This window comes from Pseudomonas sp. NPDC087612, assembly GCF_044743505.1.
GTDB lineage: Bacteria > Pseudomonadota > Gammaproteobacteria > Pseudomonadales > Pseudomonadaceae > Aquipseudomonas.
On sequence record NZ_JBIUWO010000007.1, the window covers coordinates 178,115 to 191,991 of the forward strand.

Below are 13,877 nucleotides of genomic sequence, written 5' to 3' on the forward strand. Positions count from 1 at the left end.
CGGCGGGTGGGGGCGGGGGGGGTTGCCTTTTTGGTGTAGCTGTGTTTTTTCTAACACCCCGGGGGGGGGGGGGGGGCGGCCCCCCCCCCCCCCCCCCCCGGGGGGGGGGGGGGGGCGGCCCCCCCGCCTCGACTTGACCCGCGATGGCGTCACCGCCCAACCCGAAACCTGTCCACTTCCTGCCGCAACTGCCCCGCCAACCCCTCAAGCTCACGCGCGGTAGCCGCCAGGTTAGTCGCCACCTCATGCTGCTCGCTGTTGGCCAGGGCAATGCTCTGCAGGTTGCGGCTGAGCACGTTCGCCGTGCTGCTCTGCTCCTGGGTAGCGGTGGTAATGGCGGCAAACTGCTCCCCCGCCGAGCGGCTGCGCTCATCGATCTGCGCCAGCGCTGCGGCAACCTTGGCATTGCGCTCCAGGCCTTCCTGCATCAGGCGGTTGCCCTGCTCCATGGTGCTGATGGCATTGCCGGTTTCCTGCTGGATGCTGCCGATCATCGCCGAGATTTCATCGGTGGCCTGACGGGTGCGCGAGGCCAGGTTGCGTACCTCGTCGGCAACCACGGCAAAGCCCCGGCCCTGCTCACCGGCCCGCGCCGCTTCGATGGCAGCGTTCAAGGCCAGCAGGTTGGTCTGCTCGGCAATCGAGGTGATCACGCCGACGATGCCGCCAATTTCTTCGGAGCGCAGGCCCAGGGTGTCGATCACCGTGGCGGTGCCGGCCAGGGCGCTGGCGATCTGCTCCAGGGACGATGACGCCTGGTCCATCGAGGCACGGCCAATGCGGGTTTGCTGGACGTTGTCCTGGGCCATGCGTTCGGTGCTGCCCATGTTCTCGGCGATGTTCATCGAGGTGGCGCTGAACTGCTCGACAGCGCCGGCCATGCTGGTGATTTCGCCAGACTGCTGCTCCATGCCCTCACAGGCCCCGGAGGACATGCCCGACAAGGCCTGGGCGCGGCTGCTGACTTGCTCCGCTGCTGCGCGAATGTGCTCGACCATGCTCGCCAGGGCTTCGCCCATCTGGTTGAAACTGTGCGCCAACTGGCCGATTTCGTCATCGCTCGATACCCGCAAGCGCGCCTGCAGGTCACCGGCGCCAAGGGCCTGCGCCTGCTGCAAGAGGTCAGCCAAGGGGCGCAGACGGCGGCGCAACAGCCACAGGGTGGCGGCGACCGCCAGCAACATCGCCAGCAAACTGCCGATGGCCAGGCGCGTGCCGACGCTCCAGGTCACTGCGCGGATTTCCGCCTTCGGCATGCTTGCCACCACCGTCCACGGCCCGCCGGCAAACGCCACGGTCACGCTGAACAGCTCTTCGACGCCGTCATGCCAGAAACGCCCTTCGCCTGCAGTGAACCCGGCAAGCGCCTGCGCCGCCTGACTGTCCGCACGCACACCTGCTGGCGGCACCAACCAGTGCTGCTTGTCGTCGAGCAAGGCCAGTGAACCGGTCTGGCCGATACGAAAACGTCCGAGGTTGGCAAACTGAGCCTTCTGCGCGTCGGTGTAGTCGAAACCGACAAACAGCACCGCAATCACCCGCCCGCTGCCGTCACGCACCGGGGTGTACTGGGTCATGTAGTCGCGCTCGAACAGGTTGGCCCGGCCAACGTAGGCTTGACCGGCTAGCAAGCGCGCGTAGGCCGGATGCTGGCGATCCAGCAGGGTGCCAATGGCGCGGCTGCCGTCCTGCTTGGTCAGCGAGGTGCTGATGCGAATGAAGTCGTCGCCGCTGCGCACGAACAAGGTGGCAACGCCTGCGGTCATCTGGCGAAAATCATCCACCTGGCGAAAGTCGTTGTTGAGCAGTTGCTCGCCCAGGTACAGCGCGGGCGTGGAAACCCCGGCAACCGTCACCGACTCCCCTGGATGCAGCTGCAAACCGGCAGCAAAGCGCTTCTCGAACAGCCCGCTGAGGCGCTGGGTGCTTTCGCGCAGGGTACTGTGGAAAGTGTCGAGCTGATCGGCGAGCAGGCGCGCTTCACTGGCCAGGTGTTCCTGGCGGGTATTCAGGTTGGCGTTGTCCAGCGAACGCAGGGCAAACAGGGTGCTACCGGTAATCACCACAGCCAGCACGATGGCAAGGGCGATACCGAGTTGCGAGGCAATCCGGGCACGGGGTTGAGACATGGAAGCTCCTGGCAAGAGGGGCCGGGATCGTCCTGATCACGCTGACCGTCCGCATCGATACGGGAATCGAACCATCTAGGCGTGGCTCTGATGCCTCTGCTTCGGCGGCCTGACGCAATACTTGAGCGTGCAACAGGGTTATCCTGCGCAAACGGTCAACTCGCTCCGATTGCCGCTGATGTCCCCAGAATTTGAACCTTGGGCAAGTCCATCGAATCCGCCTCGCCCTGCAGGAAGTCGCTCAGACGCCGCAGCCGCTCGCCACCGGGGCGGGTTCGCGGCCAGACCAGGTAGTAATCCAGGCCGCTGGCAACCGCTGTCGGCCACGGCAGGCTCAGGCGGCCCTGGGCGACGTCTTCGGCAACCATCAGCAGGTCGCCCATGGACACTCCATAACCGCGAGCGGCGGCGATCATGCCCAGCTCCAGGGTATCGAATACCTGGCCGCCCTTGAGCGACACCTTGTCGGTGAGGTCCATGCGCGCCAGCCAGCTGCGCCAGTCGCGCTTGTCGGGGGTTGGATGCAGCAGCTCGACACCGGCCAGGCGCCGCTCGTCCCACGGCCCTTCCTTGAGCAGCTCGGGCGCGCCTACCGGGATCAGCAGCTCGGAAAACAGCCGCTTGACCTCCCAGTCCGGCGGAAAGTGACCGTCGCTGAGCAACACCGCGCAGTCGAAAGGCTCATGGTTGAAATCGACATGATCGACATCCATCCAGGCGCTGGTCAGTTGCACTTCGTTGCCCGGCTGCAGGTGGCGAAAGCGACTGAGGCGCGCCAGCAGCCAGCGCATGGTCAGGGTCGAAGGGGCTTTCATGCGCAGGATGTCGTCTTCACTGCGCAGGGTGTTGCAGGCCCGCTCCAGCGCGGCAAAGCCTTCGCGCACCCCTGGCAACAGCAAACGCGCCGCTTCGCTGAGTTGCAAGCTGCGGCCATTGCGCACGAACAAACGGCAGGCAAAGTGCTCTTCAAGGGTGCGGATGTGCCGGCTGACGGCACTCTGGGTTATCGATAACTCATCTGCGGCGCGGGTGAACGAGCTATGCCGGGCCGCCGCTTCGAAGGCCCGCAGTGCATACAGAGGCGGTAAACGGCGAGACATGGCGGCGGGCTCCGGGTTATCCACAGGCAATCGACTGGATCATACTCCCATGAGTTTTAATCATGCCAACCATCGCTATTATCCTTTTGTGGATAACCGCACCAAGCCTCAGACTTTCACGCTTTGAATCTATCGCGTAAGAAAAGGACGACTCCATGCAGGCTGCGCCTACCCAAGAACTCAAGGCTTTGCTGCGCCTGGCCGGGCCGCTGATTGCCTCGCAGTTGGCGCACATGCTGATGGTGCTCACCGACACACTGATGATGGCCCGCATCAGCCCGCAGGCCCTGGCCGGTGGCGGCCTGGGCGCGGCGAGCTATTCGTTCGTGTCGATCTTTTGCCTGGGCGTGATCGCCGCCGTCGGTACCCTGGTGGCGATTCGCAAGGGTGCTGGCGACATCGCCGGCGCCACCCGCCTGACCCAGGCCGGGTTGTGGCTGGCCTGGGTCATGGCCCTGGTGGCGGCTTTGGCGCTGTGGAACCTGGAGCCGGTACTGCTATTGCTCGGCCAGAGCCCGAACAACGTCGAGGCGGCCGCGCAGTTCCTGCTGCTGCTGCCCTTCGCCCTGCCCGGCTACCTGAGTTTCATGGCCCTGCGCGGCTTTACCAGCGCCATTGGCCGCTCGACGCCGGTGATGGTCATCAGCCTGATCGGCACGGTGGCCAACTTCCTGCTCAACTATGCGCTGATCGAAGGCATGTTCGGCCTGCCGAAGCTGGGCCTGGTGGGCATCGGCCTGGTGACCGCAATCGTTGCCAACTGCATGGCCGTGGCCATGGCGCTGTATATCCGCTGGCACCCGGCCTATGCACCCTACCCGATTCGCCAGGGCCTGAGCCGCCCGTCGTGGCCAGCCCTGTGTGAGCTGTGGCGCCTGGGCCTGCCGATTGGCGGCACCTACACCGTCGAGGTCGGCCTGTTCGCCTTCGCCGCGCTGTGCATGGGCGTGCTCGGCAGCACCGAGCTTGCCGCGCACCAGATCGCCCTGCAGATCGTCTCTACCGCATTCATGATTCCGGCCGGCCTGTCGTACGCCGTGACCATGCGTGTAGGGCTCTATTACGGCGCCGACAACCTGTTGGGGGCACGCCATGCCGGCCGCGTGGGTATCGGTTTTGGCGCGGCGATGATGCTGATGTTCGCCATCCTCTTCTGGCTGCTGCCAGACCCGCTGGTGGGGCTGTTCCTCGACCACGGTGACCCGGCCTTTGCCGACATCATCCAGCTGGCGGTAAGCCTGTTGATGGTCGCCGCCTGGTTCGAGCTGTTCGACGGCGTGCAGACCATTGCCATGGGCTCGATCCGAGGCCTCAAGGATGCCAAGACCACCTTCCTGGTCGGGCTGTTCTGTTACTGGGTGATCGGTGCGCCGGCGGCCTGGCTGCTGGCCTTCAACCTCGGCCTGGGCGCGGTAGGCGTGTGGTGGGGGCTGGCGCTGGGCCTGGCGTGTGCGGCGGTGAGCCTGACCCTGGCATTCGAATGGCGGATGAAGCGCTTGCTGGGCAGTGCCGCTGGGGTGAACAAGGTGACTGCTTCAGTGGTTTGAAGGGCCCTGTGGGAGCTGGACTTGCCAGCGATGGGCTGCAAAGCAGCCCCGGAATCTACAACGCCACCGCCTGCTGCGCCGGCCCGCGCAGCAAATACTCCATCAACTCATCAATCGGCAACGGCCGGCTGATCAGAAACCCCTGCACCTGATCGCAATCGAAACTGCGCAGCAGGTCCATTTGCTCCGGGGTTTCCACGCCCTCGGCCACCACCTCGAGGTTGAGGTTGTGCGCCAGGTTGATCATCGCGTGCACCAGCTTGCGGTTTTCTTCACGCTGCTCCATGCCGCCGACAAAGCTGCGATCGACCTTGAGCAAGGTGATCGGCAGGCTGTTGAGGTGCACGAACGACGAAAAGCCGGTGCCGAAATCGTCCAGCGAGAAGCGCACGCCCAGGCGCCCAAGGGCGTCCATGGTCTGTTTGACCAGGTCGTTGCGGCGCATCACGGCGGTTTCGGTCAGCTCGAACTCCAGCCAGCGGGCATCGACGCCGTGTTCGATGATCAGCCGGCTCAGGGTCGCCAACAGCTGGCTGTCCTGGAACTGGCGAAACGACAGGTTCACCGCCATGTGCAACGGCGCCAGGCCCTGCTCGCGCAGCGCCTGCATGTCGCGCAGGGCCCGGGAGATGACCCAGTAGCCCAAAGGCACGATCAGCCCACTCTGCTCGGCCAGCGGTACGAACTCGCTGGGCGGCAGCAGCCCGCGTTCGGCATGGCGCCAGCGCACCAGGGCTTCGAGGCCGACAATGCGCCCGTCGGCCAGGTTCAGTCGCGGCTGGTAATGCAGCTCCAGCTCGTCGCGGCGCAGCGCCCGGCGCAGCTCGCTTTCCAGGTCGGCAAGGCTGCGGGCGTTGCGGTTGATGCGTTCGTTGAAGACGTGAAAGGTACAGCCCTGGGTGCTCTTGGCCTGCTGCATGGCGATGTGCGCATGCCACATCAGCGGGTCGGCGCCACCCTGGGCGCGGGCGTGGGCAACCCCCAGGCTACAGCCGAGCAACAGGCTTTCGCCGTCGATCCAGTAAGGTTCGGCCAGGGCTTCGGTGATGCGTTCGGCCATCCATTCGGCGCGCTGCGGCTCGCGGCGGGTATCGATCAACAGGGCGAATTCGTCGCTGCCCAGACGTGCAACCTGGTCGCCGGCTTCAAGCTGGCTCTTCAGCCGGCCCACCACCTGCAGGATCAACCGGTCGCCGGCCTGGTGGCCGAGGGCGTCGTTGGCATGGCGAAAGTTGTCCAGGTCCAGGTGCCCGAGGGCGACGCCGCGCCCTTCGTTGTCGGCCAGGCGCGCAGCCAGCAGGGTCTGGAAACCCTGGCGGTTGGCGATGCCAGTCAGCGGGTCCTGTTCGGCCAGGCGTTGCAGGGTCGCTTCGAGGACGCCGCGCTCGCGGACGTGGCGCAGGCTGCGGCGCAGGATATTGCTGGTCAGCTGGTCGCGAATCAGCCAGTCGCTGACACCCGGCGGCGGCACCTGCGGTTCGTGCTCGAGCAGCAGCACCATCGGCAGCACGCAACGCCCGGGCGCCGGCTGCAGTTGCGGGGTCGCCAGCACCAGCGCATTGCGGTCATTGGCAAACAGGCTGTCGACCGCCTCCCAGTTCGGAGCGGTCAGCAATACCGCCTGGCCCGCCATCGGCAGCAGACACTCGCGCAACACAATGGCCCATTCCGGCTCATCGGCCAGCAGGAGCAAACGCAAGGGTTCGACGGGCGTAGACAAGCTGGCTCCTTAGGACGTAGACACAGTCAAATGACGATGGGCAGCGAGAATGCGTATCCTAAACCATTAATGAAAATGATTTTCACTTAAAGTCATGCCATTCCATTGCCGACATCCCGCAGGTTTCGCCACGCATCCTGCGGGAAAGTATCAAATGCGGCAAATTTAGATCGCGTGGTACGTCACACTGTCAGACGGTCGCGGCAGAAACTTTCTACCCCTGCTAAAATGCCCGGCTATTTTTCTAGCGTCCCCGGTTTTCGTCATGTCCCGACTCAACCCCCGGCAACAAGAAGCCGTGAACTACGTCGGCGGCCCTCTTTTGGTGCTCGCCGGTGCAGGCTCCGGCAAAACCAGCGTGATCACCCGCAAGATCGCGCACCTGATCCAGAACTGCGGCATCCGTGCCCAGTACATCGTGGCCATGACCTTCACCAACAAGGCCGCGCGGGAGATGAAAGAGCGGGTCGGCACCCTGCTGCGCAAGGGCGAAGGCCGCGGCCTGACCGTGTCGACCTTCCACAACCTGGGCCTGAACATCATCCGCAAGGAGCATGAACGGCTGGGCTTCAAACCGGGCTTCTCGATTTTCGACGAGACCGATGTCAAAGCCCTGATGACCGACATCATGCAGAAGGAATACTCGGGCGACGACGGTGTCGACGAGATCAAGAACATGATCGGCGCCTGGAAGAACGACCTGATCCTGCCACCCGAAGCCCTGGAAAACGCCCGCAACCCCAAGGAGCAGACCGCCGCGGTGGTCTATGCGCACTACCAGCGCACCCTGCGGGCGTTCAACGCGGTGGACTTCGACGACCTGATCCTGCTGCCGGTCAAGCTGTTCCAGGACAACCCCGATGTCCTCGAAAAGTGGCAGAACAAGGTCCGTTACCTGCTGGTCGACGAATACCAGGACACCAACGCCAGCCAGTACCTGCTGGTGAAGATGCTGATCGGCACGCGCAACCAGTTCACCGTGGTTGGCGACGACGACCAGTCGATCTACGCCTGGCGCGGCGCGCGGCCCGAGAACCTGATGCTGCTCAAGGACGACTACCCGTCGCTGAAAGTGGTGATGCTCGAGCAGAACTACCGCTCCACCAGCCGCATTTTGCGCTGCGCCAACGTGCTCATCTCGAACAACCCGCATGCCTTCGAAAAGCAGCTGTGGAGCGAGATGGGCCACGGCGACGAGATCCGCGTGATCCGCTGCAAGAACGAGGAAGCCGAGGCCGAACGGGTAGCCATGGAAATCCTCAGCCTGCACCTGCGCACCGACCGGCCCTACAGTGACTTCGCCATTCTTTACCGGGGCAACTACCAGGCCAAGCTGATCGAGCTGAAGCTGCAGCACCACCAGGTGCCGTATCGCCTGTCCGGCGGCAACAGCTTCTTCGGACGCCAGGAAGTTAAAGACCTGATGGCCTACTTCCGCCTGCTGGTGAATCCGGACGATGACAACGCCTACCTGCGGGTGATCAACGTACCGCGCCGGGAAATCGGCTCGACCACCCTGGAAAAACTCGGTAACTACGCCACCGAGCGCAAGGTTTCGATGTATGCCGCCAGCGAGGAGCTGGGCCTTGGCGAGCACCTGGACAGCCGTTATACCGACCGCCTGCAGCGCTTCAAGCGCTGGATGGACAAGGTCCGCGAACAGGTTGCCCTGGAAGACCCGATCGCAGCCCTGCGCAGCATGATCATGGACATCGACTACGAAAACTGGATTCGCACCAACAGCTCCAGCGACAAGGCTGCGGATTTTCGCATGAGCAACGTCTGGTTCCTGATCGAGGCGCTGAAGAACACCCTCGAGAAAGACGAAGACGGCGGCATGACCATCGAAGAGGCCATCGGCAAGCTGGTTTTGCGCGACATGCTCGAGCGCCAGCAAGAAGAGGAAGACGGCGCCGAAGGCGTGCAGATGATGACCCTGCACGCCTCCAAGGGCCTGGAGTTCCCCTACGTGTTCATTATGGGCATGGAGGAGGAAATCCTCCCGCACCGTTCCAGCATCGAAGCCGACACCATCGAAGAAGAACGGCGCCTGGCCTACGTCGGGATTACCCGCGCACGTCAGACCCTGGCCTTCACCTTTGCTGCCAAGCGCAAGCAGTACGGCGAAATCATCGATTGCTCGCCGAGCCGCTTCCTGGACGAGTTGCCCGACGACGACCTGGCCTGGGAGGGCCTGGACGACGCGCCAACCGAAGTGAAGGCCGCTCGCGGCAACAACGCACTGGCCGATATCCGTGCCATGCTCAAACGTTAGATAATCAACCTTTGCTGCGGCGTATTGCCGTGGCCACTCTTGCTACATCGAGGAAATACCACAGTGGAAGCACTGCACCAGAAGATTCGCGAAGAAGGCATCGTGCTTTCCGATCAGGTTCTCAAAGTCGATGCGTTTCTCAACCATCAGATCGACCCTGCGCTGATGCAACTGATTGGCGACGAGTTCGCCCGCCGGTTTGCCGATTCGGGCATCACCAAGATCGTCACCATCGAAGCCTCGGGCATTGCCCCGGCGGTGATGACCGGCCTGAAACTGGGCGTCCCGGTGATTTTCGCGCGCAAGCACCAGTCGCTGACCCTGACCGAAAACCTGCTGGTGGCTTCGGTGTATTCCTTCACCAAGCAGACTGAGAACACCGTGGCGATCTCCCCGCGCCACCTCAACAGCAGCGACCGCGTGCTGGTAATCGACGACTTCCTGGCCAACGGCAAAGCCTCCCAGGCGCTGATCTCGATCATCAAGCAAGCCGGCGCCACTGTTGCCGGCCTGGGTATCGTCATCGAGAAATCGTTCCAGGGCGGTCGCGCCGAGCTGGACAGCCAGGGCTACCGCGTTGAATCGCTGGCCCGGGTCAAGTCGCTGAAAGATGGCGTGGTTACTTTCATCGAGTAATTTGCGCTGGCCTCATCGCTGGCAAGCCAGCTCCCACAGGTACTGCATACCGCGGACCTTGTGGGAGCTGGCTTGCCAGCGACAGCGTCCTCAACGGAACGCTGTTGCCTGCAACCCCGCCAGCACCAAGCGCTGATACAAGTCCTCCTTCAGCCCCTGGGGCTGCGCCAACCCCATCCGCGCCAACTGCGCAGGAAACGCCTCGGGCGCCGGTGCATCCAGCGCCGCCTTGCCCAGCTCCAGCACCTCGCTCAACTTGAACTTGCTCTTGAGCCAGTTCAGCGCCCGCAGCAAATCGCGCTCCTCGGCGGTGAAATCACTGCCCAGCGGATACTCGGGGAACAACCGTGCGTGGCGGTCACGCAGCGCCTGCAAACGCTGCGGGGTGTTGTCGCTGAAGCGCGGGGCCAGGCAAAAGTCCTTGGGCAACTTGCCAGCTTTCTGCGCCCGCTCGATCAGTTCGGGCTGAAAGCGCGAGTCCGTGATCGCCAGCAAACGGGCAATCACCTCAGCATCGGTCTGCCCGCGCAAGTCGGCGATTCCGTATTCGGTGACGACGATATCGCGCAGGTGGCGGGGAATGGTGCAATGACCGTATTCCCAGACCAGGTTGGAACTGACCTCCCCGCCTGACTCACGCCAGCTGCGCAGCAGCAGGATCGAACGCGCGCCTTCCAGGGCATGGCCCTGGGCAACGAAGTTGTACTGCCCGCCGACCCCGCTGAGCACCCGGCCGTCTTCCAGCTGGTCGGCGACCCCGGCGCCCATCAAGGTCATGGTGAACACTGTATTGATAAAGCGCGCATCCCGGCGCTGCAGGCGCTTGAGCGACTCCTGGCCATACAGCTCGTTGATGTAGCTAATGGCGCTCATGGCGAAGCGTTTGCGCTGGCTTGGCGGCATTTCCCGCAGGCGCTGGTAAAACGCCTGAGGGCCAAGAAAGAAGCCGCCATGCACCAGCACACCCTGGTCATCCAGCTCGCCGTTGTTGGCCGCCTGCTGGCGCGACTCGTCCGGGTACACCGGGCGGCGGATGATTCCAGCTTCGACCAGTGCCAGCAGGCCGTTGACGAACATTTCGCTGCAGCCGTACAGGCCGCGGGAAAAGGGCTGGAGGCCGCCTTCGCGTTCGATCAGGCTATGCCAGGGCGTCAGGTTGATATCTGCCAGCAATGCCTGGTACGCCTCGCTGTCAGCCTGTCGCGCCAGCAACCCTGCGGTCAGCGCATCGCCCATGGCACCAATGCCGATCTGCAGGGTGCCGCCATCGCGTACCAGGGTGCTGGCATGCAGGCCGATGAAATGGTCCTGGGTGGTCACCGGCATGTTCGGCGTGGAGAACAACCGGGTGTTTTCCGGGCGGTCGATCAGCAGGTCGAAGTCATTGCGGGGCAGCTCGGACGCGCCCGGCATGTACGGCAGTTCGGCATGCACCTGGCCGAGCATGAGGATGGTTTCGCCGGCTGCCCGGCGGCGGGCAATCATTGGCAGCAGGTCGAGGGTGATGTCCGGGTTGCAGCTCAGGCTCAACTGGCCGGGATGTGCCGGATCTTCGGCTACCAGCTGCGCCACCAGGTTCAAGCCCTTGGCGTTGATATCGCGGGCGGCGTGGCTGTAGTTGCTGCTGACGTAGTCCTGCTGGGCCATGGAGCTGTGCAACAGGCTGCCGGGTTGCATGAAGAACTGCTCGACACGGATGTTGGCCGGCAACTGGTCGCGGCGCAGGTCGTGCAGGTAGTCCAGCTCAAGGTAGTCGGCGAACACCCGCTCGATGAAGGGCTCAAGAAAGCGCCGCTGCAAGCCGTCGCCCAGGTCCGGGCGGCCCAGGCTCAAAGCGGTGTAAATGGTCAGTTGCCGCTCGGGCAACTGGCGGATTTGCGCATACAGGGCGTTGACGAAGCGGTTGGGCTTGCCCAGCCCCAGCGGCAGGCCCATGTGGATATGCGCGGGCAGGCGCGCCAGCACCTGGTCTACGGCATCGTCGATCGAACAGCTGTACGCCATCGCGGCCTCCTGTGGCATTCCTTGAACAGGTTGCACCGAGCATGCCGCCAGATTGCTGCGCTGGCCAGCGCTAAAAAGCACAAAGCCCGCACGTGGCGGGCTTTGTTGGGCAAGCGCTGGGCTTACAGGCCGGACATCTTCTTGATGGCGCCCATCAGGTCGTCATCCGAGCAGTCGGCGCAGGTGCCTTTCGGCGGCATGGCGTTGATGCCGGTAATGGCCTTGGCGAGGATGCCGTCCAGACCACCCTGGTGGTCGGAGCGCTCTTTCCAGGCGGCGGTATCGCCGATTTTCGGCGCGCCGAGCAGGCCACTGCCATGGCAAGCATTGCAGTGCTTGGCGATGATTTCATCCGGGGTCTTGGCACCGCCGCCAGCAGCAGAGGCTGCGACTTCCATTCCCTTGCATTCCTGCCCCTGAACACACACCTGGCCGACCGGTTCCAGTCGCTTGGCGATGTCGTCGTTGGTCGCAGCTTGAGCGCTGACTGCCCAAAGGGCCAATACGGCAGCTGGTACGGCCAGCATTTTCTTGATTAGATTCACGCGTACACCCTCATGGTGGCTAGTCACGCCCGCGGCCACGGTTTCGCAGGCGGCGCAAGTATAACGGGAACCCTGCCTCACCGAAACAACCCTAGTGTCCAAAGGGTCTTAGCCGCGACAATCCGCCGCGCAATACCCGCTAGAAGTTGGCCGGAGTCGCCGCGCTGATCAGCCGGGCCGGCTCATCGTAAGGATTGCGGAAACGGTGCGGCTTGGTACTTTCAAAATAGTAGCTGTCGCCCGCTTCGAGGATGAAAGTTTCCAGGCCTACTACCAGTTCGAGACGACCTTCAAGAAGGATGCCGGTCTCTTCGCCGTCGTGGGTGAGCATTTCTTCGCCGGTGTCGGCACCCGGTGGGTAAACCTCGTTGAGAAAGGCAATGGCCCGGCTCGGGTGCGCCTTGCCGACCAGTTTCATGGTCACCGCGCCGTCCGAAATGTCGATCAGCTCGTGAGCCTTGTAGACGATCTGGGTGGGGTTTTCCGGTTGCAGCTCTTCGGAAAAGAACTCGACCATGGACATCGGAATACCGCTCAACACCTTGCGCAACGAGCTGATGGAAGGGCTGACGCTGTTCTTCTCGATCATCGAGATGGTGCTGTTGGTGACGCCCGCACGTTTGGCGAGTTCACGCTGTGACAGGCCCTTGAGCTTGCGTATGGCTTGCAGTCGTTCACCGACGTCCAAAGCTGGAGCCCTCCTAAACGAACGAGTGGGGTCGAAATTGAACGTTATCATCGCAACAGCGTTCAGTATTTACAACACTTCGACCCGCAGCCTGTCCGCTTTGGCGCCTTAATCGCCGCTGTAGTCCAGCGGTACGCGCTTGAGGTTGCAGAAAATCTGGTAAGGGATGTTGCCAGCGTGCATGGCCACTTCGCTGGCCAGCACGTTTTTGCCCCACAGTTCCACCGGGCTGCCGAGGCCCGCTTCAGGCACGTCGGTGAGATCAATGCAGAGCATGTCCATCGATACCCGGCCAATCAGCTGGGTACGTTTGCCGGCCACCAGCACCGGCGTACCGTTTGGCGCCTGGCGCGGGTAGCCATCGGCGTAACCCATGGCCACCACACCAACCCGAGTCGGCCGCGGGCTGACAAACTTGGCACCGTAGCCTACCGGCTCGCCGGCTGGCAGCTCACGCACGCTGATCACCCGTGATTGCACGGTCATCACCGGCTGCAGGCGCGCCGCTTGAGCCTGGGGCACTTCGAACGGCGTGGCGCCGTACAGCATCAGGCCCGGGCGCACCCAGTCGCTGGGCATGTTCGGCCAACCGAGCACGGCCGGCGAGTTGCGCAGGCTGACCTCGGCGCTCAAGCCCTGGCGTGCGGCCTGGAACACCGCCAGTTGTTCGTTGCTGGCCTCGCTGTCGAGCTCATCGGCACGGGCGAAGTGGCTCATCAGCACGATGCGCGCAACCTTGCCGCTGGCCAGCAGGCGCTGGTACGCGGCCTGGTAGTCCTTGGCATGCAGGCCAACCCGGTGCATGCCCGAGTCGAGCTTGAGCCAGACTGTAATCGGCTTGCTCAGGTGCGCTTGTTCGATAGCCTCCAGTTGCCACAGCGAATGCACCACGCACCACAGGTCATGCTCGGCGATCAGTTGCAGTTCGCTGGCTTCAAAGAAGCCTTCGAGCAACAGCACCGGCGGCTTGATCCCGGCTGCGCGCAGCTCCAGCGCCTCTTCGATGCAGGCCACGGCAAAACCATCGGCGTGCTGCTCCAGGGCCAGGGCGCAACGCACGGCACCGTGACCATAGGCATCGGCCTTGATCACGGCCAGGGCTTTGGCTCCGGTCAGTTCGCGGGCAAGTTGATAGTTGTGACGCAGGGCTTGAAGATCGATCAGGGCACGGGCGGGACGCATGACGGCAGCCTTCTGGGCAGTCTGGTTAGAAGTAAAAAGCCCGGTGCTCGA

The 13,877-nt window shown here is 63.5% G+C and carries 10 protein-coding genes; 3 read left to right on the forward strand and 7 right to left on the reverse strand.

Features of this window, described 5'->3' with window-relative positions; all coding sequences use genetic code 11:
* Positions 1 to 149 precede the first annotated feature (149 nt).
* Positions 150 to 2,129 carry a methyl-accepting chemotaxis protein gene (locus ACIOVF_RS16350; RefSeq protein ID WP_093378075.1) on the reverse strand — a complete coding sequence of 660 codons (1,980 nt, stop codon included), beginning with the start codon at positions 2,127 to 2,129 and terminating at the stop codon, positions 150 to 152.
* 155 nt (positions 2,130 to 2,284) lie between these two features.
* Complete coding sequence (locus ACIOVF_RS16355) at positions 2,285 to 3,229, reverse strand: LysR substrate-binding domain-containing protein (RefSeq protein ID WP_045199635.1); 945 nt, start codon at positions 3,227 to 3,229, stop codon at positions 2,285 to 2,287.
* 155 nt (positions 3,230 to 3,384) lie between these two features.
* Between ACIOVF_RS16355 and ACIOVF_RS16360 the strand changes: the two genes are divergently transcribed.
* Positions 3,385 to 4,776, forward strand: coding sequence for a NorM family multidrug efflux MATE transporter (locus ACIOVF_RS16360; RefSeq protein ID WP_401290795.1), 1,392 nt, complete (start codon positions 3,385 to 3,387; stop codon positions 4,774 to 4,776).
* Between the two features lie 55 nt (positions 4,777 to 4,831).
* Here ACIOVF_RS16360 and ACIOVF_RS16365 read toward each other — a convergent pair whose 3' ends face one another.
* Positions 4,832 to 6,496, reverse strand: coding sequence for a putative bifunctional diguanylate cyclase/phosphodiesterase (locus ACIOVF_RS16365; RefSeq protein ID WP_401290798.1), 1,665 nt, complete (start codon positions 6,494 to 6,496; stop codon positions 4,832 to 4,834).
* Between the two features lie 265 nt (positions 6,497 to 6,761).
* On the opposite strand from ACIOVF_RS16365, the gene rep reads away from it, so the two are divergent.
* Both rep and ACIOVF_RS16375 read left to right on the forward strand, forming a co-directional pair.
* Positions 6,762 to 8,771 carry a DNA helicase Rep gene (gene rep, locus ACIOVF_RS16370; protein WP_038998055.1) on the forward strand — a complete coding sequence of 670 codons (2,010 nt, stop codon included), beginning with the start codon at positions 6,762 to 6,764 and terminating at the stop codon, positions 8,769 to 8,771.
* A gap of 63 nt (positions 8,772 to 8,834) precedes the next feature.
* Positions 8,835 to 9,407 carry a xanthine phosphoribosyltransferase gene (locus ACIOVF_RS16375; RefSeq protein ID WP_045199628.1) on the forward strand — a complete coding sequence of 191 codons (573 nt, stop codon included), beginning with the start codon at positions 8,835 to 8,837 and terminating at the stop codon, positions 9,405 to 9,407.
* 90 nt (positions 9,408 to 9,497) lie between these two features.
* On the opposite strand, the gene ACIOVF_RS16380 is transcribed toward ACIOVF_RS16375, so the two are convergent.
* From ACIOVF_RS16380 to alr, 4 genes are all read right to left on the reverse strand, one after another.
* Positions 9,498 to 11,411: an acetyl-CoA hydrolase/transferase C-terminal domain-containing protein gene (locus ACIOVF_RS16380; protein WP_045199627.1), complete on the reverse strand. Its 1,914-nt coding sequence runs from the start codon at positions 11,409 to 11,411 to the stop codon at positions 9,498 to 9,500.
* A 122-nt stretch (positions 11,412 to 11,533) separates the two neighbouring features.
* Positions 11,534 to 11,938 carry a cytochrome c5 family protein gene (locus tag ACIOVF_RS16385; protein ID WP_045199625.1) on the reverse strand — a complete coding sequence of 135 codons (405 nt, stop codon included), beginning with the start codon at positions 11,936 to 11,938 and terminating at the stop codon, positions 11,534 to 11,536.
* A gap of 157 nt (positions 11,939 to 12,095) precedes the next feature.
* Entirely contained in the window at positions 12,096 to 12,644 is a 549-nt protein-coding gene (locus ACIOVF_RS16390; protein WP_010225839.1) for a cupin domain-containing protein, read from the reverse strand.
* Between the two features lie 108 nt (positions 12,645 to 12,752).
* Complete coding sequence (gene alr, locus ACIOVF_RS16395; protein WP_093378051.1) at positions 12,753 to 13,826, reverse strand: alanine racemase; 1,074 nt, start codon at positions 13,824 to 13,826, stop codon at positions 12,753 to 12,755.
* Positions 13,827 to 13,877: the final 51 nt, after the last annotated feature.

What these genes read in the sequence shown, in the direction of transcription:
- ACIOVF_RS16350 (WP_093378075.1), bottom strand. Translation starts at nt 2,129, where the DNA reads ATGTCTCAACCCCGTGCCCGGATTGCCTCGCAACTCGGTATCGCCCTT.
- ACIOVF_RS16355 (WP_045199635.1), bottom strand. Translation starts at nt 3,229, where the DNA reads ATGTCTCGCCGTTTACCGCCTCTGTATGCACTGCGGGCCTTCGAAGCG.
- ACIOVF_RS16360 (WP_401290795.1), top strand. Translation starts at nt 3,385, where the DNA reads ATGCAGGCTGCGCCTACCCAAGAACTCAAGGCTTTGCTGCGCCTGGCC.
- rep (WP_038998055.1), top strand. Translation starts at nt 6,762, where the DNA reads ATGTCCCGACTCAACCCCCGGCAACAAGAAGCCGTGAACTACGTCGGC.
- ACIOVF_RS16380 (WP_045199627.1), bottom strand. Translation starts at nt 11,411, where the DNA reads ATGGCGTACAGCTGTTCGATCGACGATGCCGTAGACCAGGTGCTGGCG.
- ACIOVF_RS16385 (WP_045199625.1), bottom strand. Translation starts at nt 11,938, where the DNA reads ATGCTGGCCGTACCAGCTGCCGTATTGGCCCTTTGGGCAGTCAGCGCT.
- alr (WP_093378051.1), bottom strand. Translation starts at nt 13,826, where the DNA reads ATGCGTCCCGCCCGTGCCCTGATCGATCTTCAAGCCCTGCGTCACAAC.